This window comes from Brachybacterium sp. (assembly GCF_036379615.1).
Lineage (GTDB): Bacteria > Actinomycetota > Actinomycetes > Actinomycetales > Dermabacteraceae > Brachybacterium.
On sequence record NZ_DASVGJ010000070.1, the window covers coordinates 16,322 to 36,298 of the forward strand.

Consider the following 19,977-nt stretch of genomic DNA (forward strand, 5'->3'; position numbering starts at 1 on the left):
ATCCCCGCTGCGTGGGGCGCGCTGATCCTGCAAGGGATTCCGGCGCCCCACGGCACCTCATACCCTGTCCCCATGGTGACGACACTCCCTTACGGCTCCTGGCCCTCGCCCCTGACCGCCGGACTCCTCGCGACCGGCGGCATCCGCCTCGGCGCACCACTTGCCGTGGGCGACGGCGTGTGGTGGACCGAGGGGATCGCCACCGAGGGCGGTCGCCAGGCGATCCTGCGCACCGCCGGCCCGGTCGCCCTTCCGTCGGCCGACGGCGCGACCGACACCCCCGATGCCGCCCTCGCTGAGCCCGTCACCGTGCTCCCCGCCCCCTTCAACGCCCGGTCCCGCGTGCACGAGTACGGCGGCGCGAGCTGGACCGTCGTGCCCGGCAGCACCGACGAGGGGACCCGTCGGCCGCCGCTCGTCGTCTTCGTGAACTTCGAGGACCAGCGTGTCCACGCGTTCCGCGAGGGGGAGCAGCCGATGCCGCTGACCCCTGCCGGTCCCGAGGTCGAGACCGCGCAGGGCCCCTCGCTGCGCTGGGCCGACCCCACCCCGGTGACCCTCCCCGACGGCACCGCCGAGATGTGGTGGATCTGCGAGGACCACACCGGGGGCGAGGCCGGGCCCCGCCTCGGCGCGGACGGCGCCCCGCACATCGAGCGCTCCGTGGTCGCGGTGCCGTTGGACGGCTCGGCCGCGGAGAACCCGTCGGCCCTGCGCCGCGTCACCCCGCCCTCCCGCTTCGTCGCCCACCCGCGCGTCAGCCCCGACGGCACCCGCGTGGCCTGGCTCAGCTGGGATCATCCGCAGATGCCGTGGGACGGCACGCTGCTGCACATCGCACCGCTCATGAACGGCAGCGCCGGCGAGGGCGAGGTCATCGCCGGAGGCACGGAGGAGTCCGTGCTCCAGCCCGAGTGGCTCGATGACGAGCGACTGCTGTTCATCTCCGACGCCTCCGGCTGGTGGAACCCGTGGGAGTGGTCCGCGGCCGGCGGGCCCCGGCAGGTCCTCGAGCTCGACCAGGAGTTCGCCGGCCCGATGTGGGTGCTCGGCGCCACCTGGCACCACGTGCTCGATGCGGACCGCGCCCTCGTGCGGCACGGTCGCGCTGCGGACTCCCTGTCCGTGCTGCGGATCAGCACCGGCGAGCTCACCGCGCTGGACTGCCCGCTCACCGCGATCGACGGCGCCCACCTGCGCGAGGACGGTCTGCTCGTGCTCGCGGGGGCCTCGCCCACGCAGTTCGCCGCGATCCATGCGGCGCGGCTCGATCTCGACGCCGCAGCCCTCTCCCCGCTGACCCTGCTGCGCTCCTCGCGACGCGATGCCCCGGACCCGTCGCTGCTTCCCGAGAGCGAGAGCATCGAGGTGCCGCTGCCGGACGGCGGCGTCGTGCACGCGATCGTGCACCGGCCCCGTCAGGAGGGCCTCGCGGGCCGTGAGGGCGAGCTGCCGCCGTTCATCGCGCGCGTCCACGGCGGACCCACCGCCCATGTCTCGCCGGTGCTCTCCCTGCCCACCGCCTACTACACCTCCCGCGGGCTCGGCGTCGTGGATGTCAACTACGGCGGCTCCTCCGGCTACGGCCGCGCGTACCGCAACCGCCTGCGCGGCCAGTGGGGCGTGGTCGATGTGCAGGACACCGTCGCAGTGATGGAGCACCTGGTCGCCGAAGGGATCGCCGACGGGGACCGGCTCGCGATCGAGGGCGGCAGCGCCGGCGGCTGGACGACGCTCGCGTGCCTGACCCGCACCGATGCCTTCGCCGCCGGGGTGTCGAGCTTCGGTGTCGCCGAGCTCGAGCAGTTCCGCCAGGACACCCACGACTTCGAATCGCGCTACATCGACGGTCTCGTCGGCCCCTATCCCGAGCGGCGCGACCTCTACCTCGAGCGCGCACCGCTCAGCCACGTCGACGAGCTCGAGGTGCCGGTGCTGCTGCTCCAGGGCGACGAGGACAGGATCGTCCCGCCCAACCAGTCGGAGCTGTTCCGTGATGCGCTCGCCGCCAAGGGCATCCCGCATGCCTATCTCCTGTTCGAGGGGGAGCAGCACGGGTTCCGGAAGGCGGAGACGATCATCCGCGCCGTCGAGGCGTCGTTGTCCTTCTACGGCCAGGTGCTCGGATTCAGCCCCGCGTGCGTGCCGGTGCTCGCACTGCAGCGGGACTGAGCGGCGGGGAGGGGGAGCCGATGGCGACGACGGAGCCGACGGGCCCGACGGGTCCGACGGGCCCGACGGGGCCGACAGGGCCGGTGCGAACGACGAGGCCGTCGAGAACGATCCCTCCGCACGAGCAGCCGCTGCGGCCGGCGATCGCGCTGCTGGTGGTGGCCGTGCTGCTGCTGGTGATCCAGGGGGTGGTGAGGGTGCTCCCGCTGCTCCTCGTGGACAGGCTGGAGGCGAGTCTCCCCGGTGGCCCCCTGCCTCCCATCGGCCCGATGCTGGTGGCGGGCTTCGCCATCGTGGCCCTGGTGCTCGGCCTCGGGCTGGCCACCTTCCTCCTCGCCGTCATCGTGGCGGTCAAGGGTGACGGGAAGCTGAGGATCGGTGCCGCCCTGATGCTCACCGTCTTCGTGGTCGAGGTGGTCTTCTCGTTCTCCGTCTCCGGGGACACCTCGCAGGTGCCCGACGTGGCGGTCGCGATCTCCAGACTGTTCTCGCTGCTCGAGACGCTCATCATGGTGGCGAAAGCCCTGGCACTGGTGGTCGGGGCCGTGTTCCTGGCGCTCGGGATCCGCACAGTGCGCCGGCGGCGCGCGGAGCTCGCGCTCGACTGAACCGTCCGTTCACCGGGACGGGCCCGTCTCCCGACCTTCGGGCCCCGTCCTTCGCACCCCCGATCCCCGTCGGCCGGTATGACGCTTGCCACTGATCCGCCGTCTCGTTAGGTTGGTCGGCGGTGCGCGCCGTCCCACCGTCGCACGGCCGGGCGCCTCCCGATGCGAAGGAGCTTCATGGACCCCCGACTGTCCCGCCGGACCGGACTGGCTGTCGGCGCCCTCGCCGCCGCAGGCGCCGTCGGCCTCCCCGCCATCGCGCATGCGAAGGGCGACCCGGCACCGCACAAGGAGCGCCCCCGCGCCGAGGTGGCGCGATCCGCACCGGACTGGAGCCGAGGTGGCCCGCACCGTCACCCCTGGGATCGCCGAGGCTCCGGCAAGACCTTGCGGGATGCACGGCCGGAAGCCGTCGGCCTCGACCCCGCGGTGCTCGAGCAGCTGCCCGGCATCCTCCGCGCCGGGATCGAGCACGATCCGCCGCGCTTCTCGGGCGCCTCCCTGCTGGTCGCCTCGCAGGCGGGCATCGCCGTCGAGCTGGCCGACGGGTACGCGCTGCGCTGGCAGGACGCCGCCACCGAGGTGCCGCAGGAACGGCGGATCCCTGCCCGCACCGACACGATCTACGACCTCGCCTCGATCTCGAAGATCTTCACCGCCACCGCGGTGATGCAGCAGGTCGAACAGGGGAGGCTGGGACTGGACGACAGGGTCGCCGACCACCTGCCCCGCTTCGCCGAGAACGGGAAGGGCGAGGTCACCGTGCAGCATCTGCTCACCCACGTGGGCGGGCTCCCGGCCTTCATCAACCTCTACTCCGCCCATCCCGACATCCCCTCGCGACTGGACGCCGTGCTCACGGTCCCGCCGGCCGCCGCGCCGGGCACCGCGTATGTGTACAGCGACCTGGGCCTGATCACGCTGGGCCTGATCGTCGAGCAGCTCTCCGGGCGCACGCTCGACGACTACGTGCGCGAGCACATCACGGAGCCGCTCGGGATGCACGAGACCATGTACAACCCGCCCGCGGAGCTCAAGGGCCGGATCGCGGCGACCGAGCACGTCGGGTACTACGGCTACCTCGTCCACGGCCACGTCCACGACGAGAACGCCTACTCCCTCGGCGGCGTCGCCGGACACGCCGGGGTGTTCTCCACCGCGCGCGACCTCGCGATCTTCGGGCAGATGTTCCTGGGCGGGGGCCGGTACGGCGAGGCGCGGATCCTCCAGGCCGGCACGGTGCAGGCGATGTTCACCGACCGCATCGCCGAGGTCACGGGAGTGGGCGGTGCCCGCCGCGGCCTGGGCCCGGAGCTCGCCGCCTGGTACTACCACGCAGGCCTGACCAGCCCGTACAGCGGCACCCACACCGGATTCACGGGCACCTCGCTGGTGATCGACCCGCTCACGGACACCGTCGTCGTGCTGCTGACCAATGCGGTCCACCCCACCAGGGAATGGTCGACCACCTCGGTCACGCGCCGCGAGATCTCCAGCTGCATCGCCCACGCCCTGGACCTGGTCCCGAAGGAGGTCCGCTCGGGCTGGCACGCGGGGGAGGAGGACGCGAGCACCGCGACCCTCGGCTTCGCCGTCGCGCTCGAGGGCGCCCCCGCCGTGCTGCGGCTGGACGTCTTCGCGCACCTCGAGACCGCCTACGACCTGCTCGAGGTCCAGGCGTCCTCGGATCAAGGGGGGACCTGGTCGCCGCTCGCCGGCCGGCTCCAGGCCCGGCACGAGGAGCCGGTCGAGGTGCCCGACGGGCGGGTCACCGGCTGGGGGCGCCGGGTGGTGTGGGACGGCGAGTTCGCGCTCGCCGACGGGGCGGAGCCGCTCAGCGGCGAGGTGCAGATCCGCCTGCGACTGACCACGGACGGCTCCACCCGCGGACTCGGCGCCTGGGTGGGACGGCTGCGCGTGCTGCAGGGGCGCGAGGCGCTGTTCGACACCGACCGCGCGGACGACCGGGCAGAGGTCATCGCCGAGGGGTGGACGCTCGGGGAGTGACTCGCGAGCGACGTCAGCCCTTGGTCGCCAGCGCCGCCTCGATGTCGTCGGCGAGGTCAGCGGGCTCCGTCTGCGGCGCGTAGCGTCGCAGCACGGTGCCGTCGCGGCCCAGCAGGAACTTCGCGAAGTTCCACTCGATGTCGCCGCCCGGGATCTCCTCGCCGTGAGGTGCGGTGAGCCACTGGAACAGCGGATGGGCGCCCGGACCGTTCACCTCGACCTTCGCGAACATCGGGAAGGTGACGCCGTAGTTGACCTGGCAGAACTCGGCGATCTCGGCCTCGGTGCCGGGTTCCTGGTGCATGAACTGGTCGCAGGGGAAGCCGAGCACGGTCAGGCCCTGCTCGCCGAAGCGCTCGTGGAGCTGCTGCAGTCCGGCGTACTGCGGGGTCAGGCCGCACTTGCTGGCGGTGTTGACCACGAGCACCACGGAGCCGAGATGATCGGCCAGCGGCTGGTCCTTGCCCGCGAGGGTGGTGGCGGTGAAGTCGTCGAGAGTCGTCATGGTGTCCATTGTGGTCCGTGGGGCGGGGTGGTGCCTGGGTGGACGCCGGGCGTCGACCGTTCCTCCCCAGCATCGTCCGATCCACATTCCCGGGGCTCCTCTTCACGGACGTTCCCACCGCGGGGACGATGGAGCCATGACCAGCTCAGCGCCCATCCAGGACCCCGAGGGAGAGTTCTCCGCTCGGGCGCTCCTGGACGGGCTGCGGGCACAGGGTCCGGCGGCGCTCGCCGAGGCGCTCGGGGACCTGGCCCATCTCCTGCAGGACATCGCGGGGGATCCCGGAGAGGCGTTCGAGATCGCGGGGAGGGCCCGCAGTGAGGTCACGGACCTGCTGGGCAACCTGCAGGCGTGCGCCGCTGCGATGGATGTGCTCGAGGCGCGCGCGGTGATCGCACTGCGGGACATCACCCGCCGCGACCGGCACGCCGAGGCGCGGGACCAGGCGGCGCACGAGGCCGCTGCGGAGCCGTCACGGACCATCGTGGAGGAGAAGGCCGACGGCGCCACGAAGGACGACCTCTCGCTCATCACCAGGCGCTCACCGCACATGGCCGGTCGCACGCTGGCCTCTGCGCAGCGGCTCCTCGAGGTGCTGCCACGGATGCTGGACGCGCTGCGGAGGGGGAAGGTCAGCAGCGATGTCGCCTACACCGTGGCCGGCGCGACCTCGGGGCTCACCCCGGACCTCGCCCATGAGGTGGACCGACGGCTCTGCGATCGCCTTCCCGAGCTCGACGGCGCGGGCACCCGGCGCTGGGCGGATGCGGTGGCGACCATCGCGGGCGAGCTCGACCCCGAAGGAGCCGCCCTCCGCCACCGCCGCGCCTACACGGAGCGTCATCTGACGATGCGACCGGGCCAGCACGGCATGGCCACGCTGTCTGCCCGGCTCTCCGCCATCGATGCCGCCAGGATCCACAAGCGCTTCTCGCTCGAGGCCGAACGGCGCCGCGCGGACGGGGCCCGGGAAGGGCACGGCGCCGCCATGGCTGACTCCTTCACCGACACGCTGCTGGGGCGTGACGAGGGGGCCGAACCCGGGACCCTCGACATCGGACTGATCATCACCGACCGAGCCCTGTTCCGTCCCGACGTCGGAGACACCGCCCATCTCGAGGGCTTCGGGGCCGTGCCCGCAGAGGCGGTCCGGGAGCAGCTGCGCGCCGCGACCGCCGACCCCGCGGATCCGGTCGATGATCCCTACGGTGCCGACGGCTCCGCGGTCCGTGCAGTGCTCCGCCGTCTCTACACCCACCCCACCACCGACGAGCTGGTCGCGATGGACTCGACCGCACGCGCCTTCCCACCCGCGATGCGACGGTTCCTCACCTGGCGCGACACCTCGTGTCGCGGCCCGTACTGCAACGCCGCGATCCGACAGCGCGACCACATCGATCCCGCCGCCCGCGGCGGGCCCACCAGCCTGGACAACGGGCAGGGCCTGTGCGCGCACTGCAACAAGAAGGAGAGCGGCGCCGCCTCCGTCGAGCGGGTAGACGGTGAGGATGGCTCCGGCCACCGGGTCCGGTGGACCGGCCATTCCGGTGTCACCCGGATCACCACCCCGACCCGGCTGCGATGGCCCCGTCGGCCTGATCCTGAGCGCGGCTCTGATCGTGAGCCCGGTCCCGAGTCAGCGGGCGGACCCGCCGGCGAGCCCGGTCCGGAACCGGCGGGGGGATCCGCCGGCGAGCCCGGTCCGGAACCAGCGGGCGAACCTGCCGGCGAGCCCGATCCCGGGAGGACGCGGGCGGCTACTCCACGCCCTCCTCGGCGAGTCTCAGCGCCGCCTCCGCGGCAGCGTCCAGCTCACCGGCTTCCTGCACGCACCGGGCGAACAGCCACCGGCGCAGCCGATGCGGGTCCAGCCCGGCGAGTGCCGCCATCCGCTCCGCGAAGGCGCCGGGCCGAGTCCGCAGACGATCCGGATCATTGAACATGTGCTGGAGGACGTCGTAGTGCGGATCGCCCACGTACGGCTTCGGATCGATGAGCACCCACCGCCCGCCCGACGCGGCGAGCACGTTGCCCGGATGCAGATCGGTGGCCAGCAGCACGGCCTCGCCGTCCCAGTGCGCAGGCAGCTCACGGAACAGTCGCAGACCATGCTCCACCAGATCCCGGGGGAGCGGGGACGGCCCCGTCTCTGCACGCTGCTCTGCGTCGTCGGCCCGCTGTCGTGCCTCGTCGGCCCGCTGCTGGGCTTCGTCAGCCCACCACGCGCACATCTGGCTCAGCGGCCGGAAGCCCGCAGCGGCCTCCGGCCCCACCAGCTCGCTCGGCGGCTTCCACAGACGCCGGGCGACCTGCGCGACCACCTCGTCACGTTCAGGCCAGGTCAGCAGCTCGGCGAGCGGGGTCCCCGGACGCACCCGATCCAGCAGCAGGGCAACGGTCTCACCGCGCCGCTCGTGCCGGTGCGTGCGTGCCGCGCCGAAGCCCTGCCAGGCGGCCATCCCTGCGGCCTCGTCACGGGACTCCTCATGCGCCCAGGCCACCTTCAGCACGTGCTCGGCGCCGGCCGCGTCCCGCACCGGCGCCACCCACGCGCTGGAGCCGCCGGGCAGGAACGGTGCCTCGGCGCGCAGGGTCCAGCGCTCCAGCAGCTCCTGGACCAGCAACGGCACTCGTGCGCGCCAGGCGATGAGGCCGGGATCCGTGCCCTCGGCCAGGCGCGGCGGCACCGGGTGGCCGGCGATGCTCTCCGTCATGGTGCGATCACGCGTTCAGGCATCTCGAAGTCGGCGCTGGGAGTCTTCAGCTGGCCGGTCACCACCAGGCCCGTGCAGCGCAGCATCTCACCGGCCCCGCGACGCTCGAGCCGCGCCAGGATCGGTTCCGCCCAGGATCCGTAGCCGCTGTCGCCCCAGGTCGCGAGCTCCACCACCTCGATCTCCGGGTCGATCGGATCCGCCCGCACCCCGCTCACGGCCAGCTCGAGCGCCGTGGCCGTAGGGTCCGTCGAGGACTCGTCCACGAAGAACAGCCGACCACCGAGCGTGACCAGCCGAGTCCTGCCCCACAGCGAGTCGTAGGTGCCGACGACCAGCTCGGCGACCTGTGCCGCGGTGACCGGGACGTCCCCCGCCTCCGACTCCGCCCCAGCCCCAGCCACTGCCACACCCGGCTGCTCGGCGAGCACGTCCGGGCGGGCACGGCCGTCCGAGGCCCCGCCCTGCGCTCCGGCACGCTCCCACTGATCGGCCTGGGGCGCGGGACGACCCGCCGCCAGGGAGAGCAGCCCCAGGATGCCGTGTGCGATCTCCGAGCTGGGGGAATCCACAGAGGTTCCGATCACGCTGACCACCAGGTGCTCCGCCGGCGCGGCCCAGGTGCGGGAGAGTCCGGTCGGGAACCCGCCGGAGTGGCCGACCACGGTGAAGCCGTGCAGGCGACCCTCCTGCAACCCCAGCCCGTACTGGCCGCCGTCATCCAGCGTCCAGACCCGGCGCCGCATCTCCCGCAGCGACGCCGGCTCGAGCAGTGCGCCGCCCGTCAGGACGCGCCCCGCGACGCTCGCGATCGCACCGGCGTCCGCCCAGAACCCGGTCGCCGCTGCGAGCGCTCCGGTGCTGACCTGTGCGACCGTTCGGCGAGGGCCGTGCAGCAGCGAGGTGTGGCCCAGCGCGAAACCGTCGGCCTGCTGGGGGCCGGCGGCGTCGGCCGGCAGATCCGGACCCACGCCCCCGACGCCCACCGGATCGAGCACCAGCTCGGTGATCGCCTCCGCGAAGCTCGAGTCGGTGATCTCCTCGATGACCAGGCCCAGCAGTCCGTAGCCGATGTTGGAGTACTGAAGGTGGAGCCCGGCCTCCGCCTTCACCGCCCCGGTGCGGGCGATCTCGAGCAGCCGCGCCCGGTCCGCGAAGGGGATCCCCAGGCGCCACCAGCGGGAGTCGTCCGCATCGCGGGTCAGGCCCGCCGAGTGCGAGAGCAGATCACGCAGCGTCCGGTCGGCGACGGGGGAGTCCGCGAGCTCGCCCACGTGATCGCCGACGGTGTCGTCCAGCCGCAGCCGTCCCTGCTCCTTCAGCCTCATGATCGCCAGCGCCGTGAACATCTTCGAGTGAGAGGCGATCCGCAGCCGGTGCGTGGTCAGCAGCGGTATCCCGGAGGGTGCGTCGGCAGAACCGACGGCGACCTCTGTGACCAGTTCTCCGTCGTGCCAGATCGCGGCCTGGAAACCCGACTGCCGGCGCAGGTGGCGCACGGTCTCCAGCCACTCCGGGAGCATCGCGGCGACGTCCTCGACGGCGGTGCGGGGGAGGGGGGAGCCAGCTGGCGCCGAGCGCGCCGCGGGCGGCGCGGAGGTGGACGCGGCGAACTGCGCGGCGGTGGGCTCGGCGGGCGGCGCTGAGGAGTGCGCAGCGGACGGCACGGGCATGACATCTCCTTCGAGGTCGACTCTCGCCCGTGCAGACTACGGGCAGGGGACCGCCGCCGATGCCGTTAGCATCACCCTCGTGAAACCGTTCGTGCAGATCGCCACCCGCCCCGAGGACGACGTCGCCCTCACTGAGCGCACCGCCGTGCTGGATTTCACCGGACTCAGCGAGGACGAGCTGCTCTGGGCCCGCCTGGACCGGGACCCGTTCCCCGCGCTGGCCGCCGAGGACATCTCCGGGATCATCCTGTGCGGCAGCCCGTTCACGGTCTCCGACCCCGTCGAGACGAAGTCACCGGAGCAGATCCGGGCCGAGGCCGAGATCTTCCGCGTCCTGGATCAGGTGATCGCCCACGACATCCCCTTCCTCGGCGCCTGCTACGGGATCGGCACGCTCGGCACCCATCAGGGTGCCCTGATCGACAAGGCCTTCGGGGAACCGCTCAGCGCCGTGGAGGTCACGCTCACCGCGGCGGGGCGGCAGGATCCGCTGATCCTCGAGGCGTCGCTGCCGGAGACCTTCACCGGGCTGGTCGGGCACAAGGAAGCAGTGAACACCCTGCCCGAGCACGCGACGGTGCTCGCGACCGGCCGGACCTCGCCCGTACAGATGTTCAGGGTCGGCACCCGGCAGTACGCGACGCAGTTCCATCCCGAGCTCGACGTCCCCTCGATCATCGAGCGGGCCCGCGCCTATCGCGACCACGGCTACTTCTCCCCGGACGAGATGGAGGAGGTCTTCGACGCCCTGCGCGGGGCGAGCGCCGATCACGCCCCGCAGCTGCTGCGGGCCTTCGCCACCCTGTTCGCCCGCTGATCAGGCCGGTTCTCACCGGCACGGCGTCCCGCGCAGGACGCGAGGGCTCCGGTAGCGTCCGACCGTGCCCCGTTTCACACCAGAGCAGGTCCGTCGGCGTCAGCTCGTCGTCGGCGCGCTCGCCCTCGTGCTGCTGCTCGTGATCGGCGGCTGCACGGTCTCCGTGATCGGTGCCCTGCGCGGCGGTGACGACACCCCTCCGCTCAGCGCCCCGGAACCCTTCGAGGCCGACGACGCCGCGATGGCCGTCCCGGCCACCCCGGAGGATGCGCCAGCCCTCGCGAACCTGCCCGACGGGGCGAGACTGATGCCCGGCGAGGTGCTGGGCATCGATGTCTCGGCCCACCAGGAGGACATCGACTGGGCGCTCGTGGCCGAGGACGGCATCAGCTTCGCGTATCTCAAGGCCACCGAGGGGGCGGGCTTCACCGACAGCACCTTCCGCGCGAACTGGGACGGAGCCCGAGCCGTCGGGATCACGCCCGGCGCCTATCACTACTTCACGCTGTGCTCCTCCGGCGCAGCGCAGGCCGAGGACTTCCTCGCCGCCGCCCCGCCGGATGATGCGGCGCTGCCTCCGGCGCTGGATCTCGAGTTCGACGGGGCCTGCGACGAACAGCCGGAGGCGGCGGCGGTGCAGGCGGAGATCGATGCCTTCACCGCAGTGGTCGAGGAGGCATGGGGACGGCGCCTGGTCATCTACTCCTCCTCCGAGTGGCGGGAACACTACGGGCTGCCGGTCACGGACTCCCGCGCCGACTGGCTCTTCTCCGCCGGGCAGCGACCGCAGCAGGAGGACTGGGCGGTGTGGCAGCTGCGCTTCGACGGCACTGTCGACGGGATCAGCGGCGGGGTCGACATCGATGTGGCCCGGATCGAGGTGCTGCGCGAGCACTCCGCCATCCCGGAGGGGGAGGGCGCCCTCGGTCACGAGGTCGCGGACGGCTGACAGCACCGCCCCGTGACCAGCCGGACAGGCCGTGACCAGCCGAGCAAGCCGTGACCAGCCGAGCAGGCCGTGGTCAGCCGGGCAGGTCCTGGCTGCCGGAGCTCTCGTGGGCGTAGACCTGCACCAGCTCGTCGAGCACTCCGGTCCACTGCTCCAGCAGCCCCTGCCGCTCGGCGGCCCCGAGCAGTCGCTCCTGGTGGATCTCCAGGACGGTGCCGAGCAGGGAGCTCTCGAGCGGAGCCTGCAGGGTGACCTGGAAGACGGTCTCGTGGTCGAGGGTCGACGGGGTCCAGCGCACGCGCACGCGCCGCCCCACATGGCAGCCGATCACGCGACCTCGCACCGTCCCCTGGTGGCGCAGCGGGGCACCCACCATCTGCGGTACCGAGTCCACGCCGAGCCACTGCGGGAGCCACTCGGCCAGCAGGCGTCGCCACACATCCCCCGTGGGGGCGGGCAGGGTGCGACGCACGGCGAGCTGCCACCCGGCGTCGCGGGTGAGGCCGACGGGGGAGTGCCTGGTCTCGGTGCGCATACGGCCACCGTAGGCGGGCAGGTGCCCGAGGCCCAGGGAGTGCCCCGAGCTGTCTTCAGGTGTTCTCCGCCGCGTCGCCGGGCCGTCACCGGAACGGGCAGCCCCTGGGATGCTGTATCCATGACGCCTCCCACTGCCGTGCCGCAGACCCCGTGGACCACTCGCGCCGAACGGCCCGGGGACGCCGTCGCACTCCGCTCCCTGGCACCCGGCCGGCCGGTGCCGTGCGGGCGGATCGCCTATCCGGCCGCCTTCGGGGGGTGAGGCCCGTGGAACCCCTCGGTGTCGGCGCGGATCGTCACGGAGACGATCCGCTCGACCGTCCGTTCGACGGTCCGCTGCTGCCCGTGCGTGCCGTCCGCGAGCACCCGCGCGCTCCGGCCGACGGGGAGGCCTGGCCCGCGACCCTGCCTCCTGTGCGCCAGGTGCTGCGTGAGGGTCTCGAGCTCGGGCCGCTCACCGTGCTCACCGGTGACAACGGGACCGGGAAGTCCACCCTGGTGGAGGCGATCGCCGGGGCCTACGGCCTGAACCCCGAGGGAGGCGGCACCGGTGCGATGCACACGACTCGCGTCACGGAGTCACCGCTGGCCGAGCACCTGCAGCTGGTGCGCGGTGCCGGCGCCTCGAAGTCCGGGTTCTTCGTGCGCGCCGAGACCATGCACTCCCTGTTCACGTACTACGAGGAGATCGGGGTGGGCGGGATGATGCACGAGCTCAGCCACGGTGAGTCCTTCCTCGAGCTCGTCGCCGAGCGCTCCCGGATCCGCGGCCTGTGGCTGTTGGACGAGCCCGAGTCCGCGCTCTCCCTGCCGGGATGCCTGGCCCTGCTGGGGCAGCTGCAGGAGCTGGTGCGGGACGGCTCCCAGATCGTGCTGTCCACCCACTCGCCGGTGCTCGCCGCCCTCCCGGGAGCTGCGCTGTACGAGGTGGGGCCGTGGGGGCTGCGTCGCGTGGAGTACGACGACCTCGAACTGGTGCGCACCTGGCGCAGCTTCCTCGACGCGCCGCAGCGCTTCGTGCGGCACCTGGCCTGACGGGAGCAGTTCTGCGCTTCTGTCCCCGCTCTGCCGTCACGGCTGCAGGCGGTGGCGCTCCCACGTGCCGTCGGCCGAGGCGGTGTAGAGGATCCGGTCATGGAAGCGGTGCGGGCGACCCTGCCAGAACTCCAGGCTCGTCGGCCGCACCCGCAGCCCGCCCCAGAACTCCGGGCGCGGCACCGGGCCGCCCCCGAAGCGCTCCTCGGCCGCGGCGTACTGCGCCTCGAGCGTCTCGCGGGAGGCGATGGAGCGGGACTGGTGCGAGGCCCAGGCGCCGAGCTGGGAGCCGCGCGGGCGCTGTGACCAGTAGGCGTCGGACTCCGCGGCGGTGACCTGCTCGGCAGTGCCCTCGATCCGCACCTGGCGCTGCAGCGGATACCAGGGCATCAGCAGCGCCGCGCGCGGCGTGGAGGCGAGCTCGTGGCCCTTGTCCGAGTCGAGGTTCGTGAAGACCACGAACCCTTCTGCATCGTGCCCCTTCAGCAGCACGGTACGGGAGCGTGGCCGGGGTGCGCCGTCGGCCTCGAGCGCCACGGTGGCCAGCACCACGGCCGACGGCTCCGGCAGGTCCCCGTGCTCCTCGCGCCGCGAGAAGGCCTCTGCCAGCCAGATGTCGAACAGCTCCAGCGGATCGGCCGGGGCGTCGTCGGGCAGGGAGCCGGCGAGGTAGTCGGTGCGCTCGCCGGGCAGGCGCGGGAGGGCGGAGCGGTCGGTCATGACGGTGATCCTAGGTGGGGTTCGCCCTCGGCGATGGCCCGCAGCGCGGCCAGATGCCCGGCGAGGGCGGAGCGCCCGTCCGCGGTGAGCGAGACCCAGGTCAGCCGACGTGCATCGTTCCGCACCGGAGAGAGCTCCTTGCGAAGCGTGACCAGGCCCGCCTCGGCCAGGAGCTTCAGGTTCTTCGAGAGGTTCGCGTCCTTCAGGTGCAGGGTGTCGCGCAGCACCGAGAACTCCACCTCGCTCACCGGGCGCAGCATCCCGCAGATCCGCAGCCGCACCGGGGCATGGATCAGCTCGTGGAACTCGGGGGCGGGGCCGGGGCTCTTGCCCGAACGAGCCGCAGGCGCCCTGCTCATCGCTGTGGGGAGGCGGGCGCCGGGGTGGAGAGGTCCGCGCGCAGTGCGGCGTCGTAGCGGCGCCCCAGCCACACGGTCGCGGGCAGGCCGAGCGCCGCCGGCACCAGGACCCACCACGGGGAGAGGCCGCTGATCTTCATGAGCACCCCGGAGGTCATCAGCACGACCAGCGTCACCACGAGCAGCACCATCATGCGCCGGCTGCGGGGGCCGGCGGGCTCGGACATCCAGACCTTGTACCGGCTGGTGTAGGCCTTGATCAGGAAGGGGATCCAGATGATGACCAGCACGATCACGGTCATCGAGGAGACTCGCGGCAGGGCCTGGGCGCCGATCGCCGCGCACACCATCACGCCGAGGACGAGGTGGTACCACCAGGGGGTCACCAGGCGTGTGGCGAGCCGGCTGGAATCGGCATCGAGGGCGTCCAGCGCGACGCGAGCTTCTGCGACAGAGGGCGCGCTCTCGCAGCCGCCTGCTGCGCCGTTCTCGGGGCCGCCGCTGGGAGCACCATCGGTGCCGTGTCGCGGCACGTGGTCTTCCATGGTGGAGACCCTAGAGTTCACTTCACTGATCGTCAAGTGACCTACGGGTGCCGTGGGAGTGGTCAGGCGGTCGCGAGATGCCTGCGGCTGTGTCGCGGCCGGCGATGACCCCCGAGCTCGCGCAGCAGGGCCGCGAACAGGTCCCCGCGGCGGCGGCGCGTCGTCGCAGAATGGGAATGCTGCTCGGACGGCGCGGCGATCTCCAGCGTGCTGCGATCCAATCCGCGCTCAGCGACGCGGGCCTTGGCGGCGCGGACCTCCTGCAGCGCGGCGCGGTCTCCCCAGGCTGTGGGCAGTGGGCGGTAGTCGATGAGGTGCTCGGTGGTGGCTCGGGTGCGGCTGGTGGCGATGGTCGCGTTTCTCATGCCTCCACTCTCACCGCGGGCAGGGCCCGACGGCGTCCCTCTGGGAGCGCGAGCCCCTCCTCCCGTAGACGGATCCTGCGGGGGAGGACCGCGACCCGGGTGGGACCCCGGTGGCGCCCCGGTGACCGCCGCCGCGCCCCGAGCCGCTGCGGCGGCACCGTTATGCGACCGAGTCGCCGGGTACATGTTCCCGTCACCGGGTGGTCGCCTGTGCCGGTTACTACTTGATCCGCCCCGCGCACTCCCCGATCGGCGCCGCGACCTCGCGCCGCGCTCCCTCCTCCTCCGGAACGGATCTGACATGCCTCCTGCCATGCCGGCGCGCCCGCGCGCCCTCCCCACCGGCCCCGGAGGCGCGCACGCCCGTCGCGCCGCCGTCGCTCTGCTGGCGGGCGCCGCCTTCGCCGTCGGCCCGGCGGTTCTGCCCCTGGCCGGGACGGGCTCCCTCCAGGGCCTCTCCGCCCCGGCGGCGCACGCGGCACCTCTGCCCGGTGCCCCGGACACTGCGGAGACGGATGCTGCGGAGGTGGCCGACGCATCGCCGCTGCTGGTCACGGAGATCGCTCCCGACACCGTCGGCTACGACGATTTCGAGTTCTTCGAGGTCACGAACATCTCGGCGACGCCGGTGCGTCTCGGTGGTGAGGACGGGCATCGCTTCTCCTATGTCTACGTCGACGCCACGGACACGGCACGCGACGTGCCGCTCGTCCTCGATGAGGGCGTCGACCTCGCGCCCGGAGCCTCTCTCGTGGTGTGGCTGAGCTACGAGACCAGCACGGTCGACTCCTTCGCGCACGCGGAGTCGGACCTGCTCGCCCACTGGGGTGCGGGGGAGGACGCACAGGTGGTGCGCGCGACCGGGCAGTCCGGGATGGCCAACGGCGGCGACCGCGGGATCCGAGTGCTGGACCCCGCCGGTGCTGAGGTCACCCGCAGCTACTACCCCGCCGGATCGGTCGCCGTCGGCCAGAGCGCGCACTTCCGCCTCCCGGCCGGTGCGGACGATCTCTCCGCCGCGCTGTTCTCCGGCCCGGCCGACGCGACGCCGGGCGCCACCGACCCGGAGCAGCTCATCGCGGCGACGCCGGAGGAGCCCGAGGAGCCGACGACGCCGGAGGAGCCGACGGAGCCCGAGGAGCCGACGACGCCGGAGGAGCCGACGGAGCCCGAGGAGCCGGAGACCCCGGAGGAGCCGACGGAGCCCGAGGAGCCGGAGACCCCGGAGGAGCCGACGGAGCCCGAGGAGCCGACGACCCCGGAGGAGCCTGCGGAGCCCGAGCAGCCCGCCGGGTCGCCGGCCGCGCCCCCCGCGGACTCCCCGGTCGGCCACCTCCAGATCACCGAGGTCACCCCGGACTCCAGCAACGTCGGCGGAGCCGACGGCTACGAGTTCATCGAGCTGTACAACGCCACCGACGCCCCCATCTCCCTCGTGGACCACGCGCTGCGCTACCTGTACACGAGCGACGGCGTGACCATCACGAACGCGGCGGACTGGCCGCTGGTCCCGGACGATGCCGTGGTCGAGCCCGGCGGCGCCGTCGTGATCTGGGTGAAGAACGGCGCCAACGACGCCCTGACGACGGCGGACTTCGCCGCCCACTACGGCGTGGACCCCGCAGCCCTGACCGTCGTGGAGACCGCCACCGCCGGCATGGCCAATGGCAGCGGCCGCGGGCTGGAGCTGACCACCCGCACCGGTGACAGCATCCATCGGGTCTTCTACAACGTCTCCGGCACCGACGACACCACCGCTGACCAGGGCATCCAGTACCGCACCGGAGGCACCACCGACGGTCAGGAACCGGACTTCTCCCTCGGCGCCCTCACCGGGCAGGCACCGGCCAGCCCCGGCACCGTCGACCCCACGCAGGTCCCGGCCGAGCTGGTCGCCGTGCCCGCCGACGAGCAGGCCCCCGACGTCACGGACCTCACCGCGGACGAGCTCGACCCGTCGGCCGACGCCGTCATCAGCCACGAGGTCACCGATGACGTCCAGGCCCGCACCGTGACGCTGCACCTGCGCTCGAGCGCGGACGAGGACTTCGTCGCCCATACGCTGCGCCGCACCGACGGCGACCGCTTCGACCATGCGATCCCGGCCCCGGACCTCACCGGCAAGCGCTGGTTCGAGTACTACCTGGTCGCCTCCGACGGCACCCACGAGACCCGCACCGAGACGACGCGCGTGGGCCTGACCGGCGTGGACACGGCACCGTTGCGGATGAACCTCGACGAGGGCGAGTTCGTCTCCGGCACCACCGCCGTCTCCGTCGCCGGGGACGAGCACCCGGCGTCCGTGCGCCTTGCCATCGACGGCGACGCTCGCACGGACGCCGTCCCGGCGCTCGAGTCCGCCCCCGTGTTCGCGATGGGCGCCAGCCAGACCGACGTCTACTTCCGCAACGGGATCCTGGTGGGCGACGAGGTCGTCGAGATCTTCGACGAGGGCTTCTACGGCGACTGGGTGACCGTCGACGCAGAGGTGCCGCTGCAGCATGTGGTCCAGGGCGATCAGCTCGTGGTCACCGTCGCCGCGGGCACCAAGGCCTACCCCGGCATCGACGAGGACGAGAACAACGACGACTTCTCGATCCGAGACCTGCGCCTGGTCCTGCCCGACGGTCGCACCCTGCGCCCCGCCGGCCACGAGGACCCCGCTGAGATCATCGCCATGGGCGACTCGGCCGGGAAGCACGACCTGCTCGATGCGGTCTTCACACTGCCCGAGGATGCCTTCACCGCCCAGTCCATCACCTGGGACACCACCGCCGTCGAGGACGGCGAGCATCTGCTGACCGGCACCGATGAATCCGGGCACAGCATCGAGCGCATCGTGGTCGTGGACAACACCGCACCGGTGATCACCTCCGGGATCGAGGACGGCATCACGTACCAGGGCGAGTTCGCCCTCGGCGCCGACATCCAGGACGCCGGGAGCGGCGTCGAGGAGGTGACCGCCACCCTCGACGGGGAGGCGATCGAGCTCCCTCACACCACCTCCTCGCTGGACCTCGAGCCCGGTGAGCACACCTTCGTCATCACCGCGGTCGACGCCCTGGGCAACGAGAGCACCGAGACCCGCACCCTCGTCACCCCGGAGGAGACCCCGTCGGTCACGGCGCTCACGGAGGACGGCACCACCGTCCCGGTCTGCTCAGACCAGTCCGTCGCCGTCGAGGTCGCAGACCCCTCCGGCGACCTGCTGGACGTGTCCTTCCGGGCCGGGACCAGTGCGTCCCTCGCCGAGGGCACCGTCGGCGCCGTCGCCGGCGAGGTGCGCGACGCCGATGCGGCCGAGCGCACCGGCGAGACGCTGACCGCCGGGGACACGACCGCTTCCGTGGACGCCCTGCCCTTCCACGAGTTCGCCGTGGACGTCCCCGACTCCGCGTCCGAGGGCGCCGAGGTGCGCCTGACCTGGTCGGGCGCCGCCGACCCGGGAGCCCGGGTGCGGCTGCTGCTCGAGAGTGCCGCCACCGGTGAGCTGGTGGAGATCGCCCACACCTTCGCCGCCGAGGACGGCACGGTCGCCTTCGACGAGGTGGCGCCCACCAGCGGCCATGTGGTGGACGGGCAGGTGCGGGCCGTGGTCCAGCACTCCGTCGGCTGGTCCGGGGCGGACCTCTCCACTCGGGAATCCGCGGTCACCCCGCACCACCCCGAGGCGACCGACCGCAGCGAGTACGACTTCACGCTCGCGTGGGAGTCGGACACGCAGTACTACAACGAGGAGTTCTACGAGCACCAGCTGAACATCCACGAGTTCCTGCTCGAGGAGCGCGAGGAGCTGAACCTCCAGTACCTCTTCCACACCGGGGACATCGTCGACGAGTACGACGATCCCGCGCAGTGGGCCAACGCCGATCCCGCCTACCGGATGCTCGATGACGCCGAGCTGCCGTACAACGTGATCGCCGGCAACCACGACGTGGGCAGCATGTCCAACGACTACACGCAGTACAAGACCTTCTTCGGCGAGGACCGCTACCAGGACAACCCCTGGTACGGCGACTTCTACGAGGACAACCGCGGCAGCGTCACCCTGTTCAGCACCGGCGGCGTCGACTTCGTCGTCGTCTCCCAGGGATGGGGCCCCGGTGACGAGGAGATCGCGTGGATGAACGAGATGCTCGCCAGGTACCCCGAGCGCACCGCGATCCTCAACCTGCACGAGTACATGCTCACCACCGGCGGTCTCGGTCCCATCCCGCAGCAGATCCAGGACGAGGTCGTGGCCACCAACCCGAACGTCTCCATGGTGATGAGCGGGCACTACCACGACGCCCACACACGGGTGGACTCCTTCGACGACGACGGCGACGGCACGACGGACCGCGAGGTCACCCAGATGCTGTTCGACTACCAGGGCCTGCCGGAGGGCGGCCAGGGCTTCCTGCGCCTGCTCCATTTCGACAACGAGGGTGAGCGCATGCTGGTGCGCACCTACTCGCCCTCGCTCGAGCAGTACTCGAGCGACGACCCGACCCTCACCCCCGAGGATCAGGACTTCGCGGTCTCCTACGAGCAGCTCGGCATCACGCCGCAGGAGAAGGAGCTGAGCACTCTCGAGTTCAGCGCCGACGTGCTCGGCGAGCAGGAGTTCGCGCTGGTCGAAGGCGTGGCGACCGAGGGCGGCGAGGCCGCGTCGACGGTCACCGTCGACGTCTCCTCGCTCGGGTTCGGCACGCACTCCTGGTACGCGCTGGTCACCGACCCGCACGGCGGGGTGGCCCGCTCCGAGGTGCGCGAGCTGACGCTCACCCCGGGCGGTCCGGAGTGTGCGCAGAACGGCGGCGGGAAGCCGGGGAAGCCGAGGAAGCCAGGGAAGCCGGACCATGCCGGGGGCCCGGGGACGCCGGCCGCGCCCGGCAAGCCCGGCAGGTCCGGAACGGTGACGTCGGGCGCGTCGCCCGTCTGAGCGGCCGGCGGGCCGGGGCGGAGCAGGTCGTGGGCTGACCTGCTCCT

Annotated in this window: 16 protein-coding genes and 1 pseudogene; 9 read left to right on the forward strand and 8 right to left on the reverse strand. The window is 72.3% G+C overall.

From position 1 onward, the window contains the following. Positions 1 to 72: 72 nt before the first annotated feature. From VF289_RS16445 to VF289_RS16455, 3 genes are all read left to right on the forward strand, one after another. Entirely contained in the window at positions 73 to 2,172 is a 2,100-nt protein-coding gene (locus tag VF289_RS16445; protein WP_330884999.1) for a prolyl oligopeptidase family serine peptidase, read from the forward strand. 83 nt (positions 2,173 to 2,255) lie between these two features. Then, a complete protein-coding gene (locus VF289_RS16450; protein WP_330885000.1) occupies positions 2,256 to 2,780 on the forward strand; it encodes a hypothetical protein in 525 nt (174 codons plus the stop codon). Between the two features lie 177 nt (positions 2,781 to 2,957). After that, positions 2,958 to 4,787 carry a serine hydrolase domain-containing protein gene (locus VF289_RS16455; RefSeq protein WP_330885001.1) on the forward strand — a complete coding sequence of 610 codons (1,830 nt, stop codon included), beginning with the start codon at positions 2,958 to 2,960 and terminating at the stop codon, positions 4,785 to 4,787. A 13-nt stretch (positions 4,788 to 4,800) separates the two neighbouring features. Here VF289_RS16455 and VF289_RS16460 read toward each other — a convergent pair whose 3' ends face one another. Next, on the reverse strand, positions 4,801 to 5,292 hold the full coding sequence (locus VF289_RS16460; RefSeq protein ID WP_330885002.1) for a glutathione peroxidase: 492 nt from the start codon (positions 5,290 to 5,292) through the stop codon (positions 4,801 to 4,803). A gap of 364 nt (positions 5,293 to 5,656) precedes the next feature. Between VF289_RS16460 and VF289_RS16465 the strand changes: the two are divergent. Continuing rightward, positions 5,657 to 6,754, forward strand: a pseudogene (locus VF289_RS16465) (DUF222 domain-containing protein); the annotation flags it as partial. 295 nt (positions 6,755 to 7,049) lie between these two features. On the opposite strand, the gene VF289_RS16470 reads toward VF289_RS16465, so the two are convergent. Further along, positions 7,050 to 8,006, reverse strand: a complete 957-nt coding sequence (locus VF289_RS16470; RefSeq protein WP_330885003.1) for an aminoglycoside phosphotransferase family protein — start codon at positions 8,004 to 8,006, stop codon at positions 7,050 to 7,052. Then, complete coding sequence (locus VF289_RS16475; RefSeq protein WP_330885005.1) at positions 8,003 to 9,679, reverse strand: serine hydrolase domain-containing protein; 1,677 nt, start codon at positions 9,677 to 9,679, stop codon at positions 8,003 to 8,005. Before VF289_RS16475 ends, VF289_RS16470 begins: the two co-directional genes overlap by 4 nt. A gap of 79 nt (positions 9,680 to 9,758) precedes the next feature. On the opposite strand from VF289_RS16475, the gene VF289_RS16480 reads away from it, so the two are divergent. Both VF289_RS16480 and VF289_RS16485 read left to right on the forward strand, forming a co-directional pair. Further along, the gene (locus tag VF289_RS16480; protein ID WP_330885007.1) at positions 9,759 to 10,496 is read left to right on the forward strand and encodes a glutamine amidotransferase; all 738 of its coding nucleotides are present in this window, start codon (positions 9,759 to 9,761) and stop codon (positions 10,494 to 10,496) included. 64 nt (positions 10,497 to 10,560) lie between these two features. Continuing rightward, positions 10,561 to 11,445 (forward strand): GH25 family lysozyme, encoded by an 885-nt coding sequence (locus VF289_RS16485; RefSeq protein ID WP_330885009.1) that lies wholly within the window; start codon positions 10,561 to 10,563, stop codon positions 11,443 to 11,445. A 73-nt stretch (positions 11,446 to 11,518) separates the two neighbouring features. On the opposite strand, the gene VF289_RS16490 is transcribed toward VF289_RS16485, so the two are convergent. Then, positions 11,519 to 11,980 carry a hypothetical protein gene (locus tag VF289_RS16490; protein ID WP_330885011.1) on the reverse strand — a complete coding sequence of 154 codons (462 nt, stop codon included), beginning with the start codon at positions 11,978 to 11,980 and terminating at the stop codon, positions 11,519 to 11,521. A gap of 120 nt (positions 11,981 to 12,100) precedes the next feature. Between VF289_RS16490 and VF289_RS16495 the strand changes: the two genes are divergently transcribed. Both VF289_RS16495 and VF289_RS16500 read left to right on the forward strand, forming a co-directional pair. Then, positions 12,101 to 12,244, forward strand: a complete 144-nt coding sequence (locus VF289_RS16495; protein ID WP_330885012.1) for a hypothetical protein — start codon at positions 12,101 to 12,103, stop codon at positions 12,242 to 12,244. Between the two features lie 83 nt (positions 12,245 to 12,327). Further along, on the forward strand, positions 12,328 to 13,017 hold the full coding sequence (locus VF289_RS16500; RefSeq protein WP_330885141.1) for an AAA family ATPase: 690 nt from the start codon (positions 12,328 to 12,330) through the stop codon (positions 13,015 to 13,017). 36 nt (positions 13,018 to 13,053) lie between these two features. On the opposite strand, the gene pdxH is transcribed toward VF289_RS16500, so the two are convergent. The 4 genes from pdxH to VF289_RS16520 all read right to left on the reverse strand — a co-directional run bounded on the left by pdxH (position 13,054) and on the right by VF289_RS16520 (position 15,006). Then, on the reverse strand, positions 13,054 to 13,737 hold the full coding sequence (gene pdxH, locus VF289_RS16505; RefSeq protein WP_330885014.1) for a pyridoxamine 5'-phosphate oxidase: 684 nt from the start codon (positions 13,735 to 13,737) through the stop codon (positions 13,054 to 13,056). Beyond that, positions 13,734 to 14,096 carry a transcriptional regulator gene (locus VF289_RS16510; RefSeq protein WP_330885016.1) on the reverse strand — a complete coding sequence of 121 codons (363 nt, stop codon included), beginning with the start codon at positions 14,094 to 14,096 and terminating at the stop codon, positions 13,734 to 13,736. Before VF289_RS16510 ends, pdxH begins: the two co-directional genes overlap by 4 nt. Continuing rightward, positions 14,093 to 14,641, reverse strand: coding sequence for a hypothetical protein (locus VF289_RS16515; protein ID WP_330885018.1), 549 nt, complete (start codon positions 14,639 to 14,641; stop codon positions 14,093 to 14,095). The genes VF289_RS16510 and VF289_RS16515 overlap by 4 nt, the downstream gene beginning before the upstream one ends. Positions 14,642 to 14,703: 62 nt before the next feature. Continuing rightward, entirely contained in the window at positions 14,704 to 15,006 is a 303-nt protein-coding gene (locus VF289_RS16520; RefSeq protein ID WP_330885020.1) for a hypothetical protein, read from the reverse strand. Positions 15,007 to 15,307: 301 nt separating this feature from the next. On the opposite strand from VF289_RS16520, the gene VF289_RS16525 reads away from it, so the two are divergent. Then, positions 15,308 to 19,930, forward strand: coding sequence for a lamin tail domain-containing protein (locus tag VF289_RS16525; RefSeq protein WP_330885022.1), 4,623 nt, complete (start codon positions 15,308 to 15,310; stop codon positions 19,928 to 19,930). The last annotated feature ends 47 nt before the right edge of the window (positions 19,931 to 19,977 follow it).

Bases quoted from the DNA above. Each gene is read 5' to 3' on its own strand.
- VF289_RS16445 (WP_330884999.1), top strand. From the start codon at position 73: ATGGTGACGACACTCCCTTACGGCTCCTGGCCCTCGCCCCTGACCGCC.
- VF289_RS16455 (WP_330885001.1), top strand. From the start codon at position 2,958: ATGGACCCCCGACTGTCCCGCCGGACCGGACTGGCTGTCGGCGCCCTC.
- VF289_RS16460 (WP_330885002.1), bottom strand. From the start codon at position 5,292: ATGACGACTCTCGACGACTTCACCGCCACCACCCTCGCGGGCAAGGAC.
- VF289_RS16470 (WP_330885003.1), bottom strand. From the start codon at position 8,006: ATGACGGAGAGCATCGCCGGCCACCCGGTGCCGCCGCGCCTGGCCGAG.
- VF289_RS16475 (WP_330885005.1), bottom strand. From the start codon at position 9,679: ATGCCCGTGCCGTCCGCTGCGCACTCCTCAGCGCCGCCCGCCGAGCCC.
- VF289_RS16490 (WP_330885011.1), bottom strand. From the start codon at position 11,980: ATGCGCACCGAGACCAGGCACTCCCCCGTCGGCCTCACCCGCGACGCC.
- VF289_RS16495 (WP_330885012.1), top strand. From the start codon at position 12,101: ATGACGCCTCCCACTGCCGTGCCGCAGACCCCGTGGACCACTCGCGCC.
- pdxH (WP_330885014.1), bottom strand. From the start codon at position 13,737: ATGACCGACCGCTCCGCCCTCCCGCGCCTGCCCGGCGAGCGCACCGAC.
- VF289_RS16510 (WP_330885016.1), bottom strand. From the start codon at position 14,096: ATGAGCAGGGCGCCTGCGGCTCGTTCGGGCAAGAGCCCCGGCCCCGCC.
- VF289_RS16515 (WP_330885018.1), bottom strand. From the start codon at position 14,641: ATGGAAGACCACGTGCCGCGACACGGCACCGATGGTGCTCCCAGCGGC.
- VF289_RS16520 (WP_330885020.1), bottom strand. From the start codon at position 15,006: ATGAGAAACGCGACCATCGCCACCAGCCGCACCCGAGCCACCACCGAG.
- VF289_RS16525 (WP_330885022.1), top strand. From the start codon at position 15,308: ATGCCTCCTGCCATGCCGGCGCGCCCGCGCGCCCTCCCCACCGGCCCC.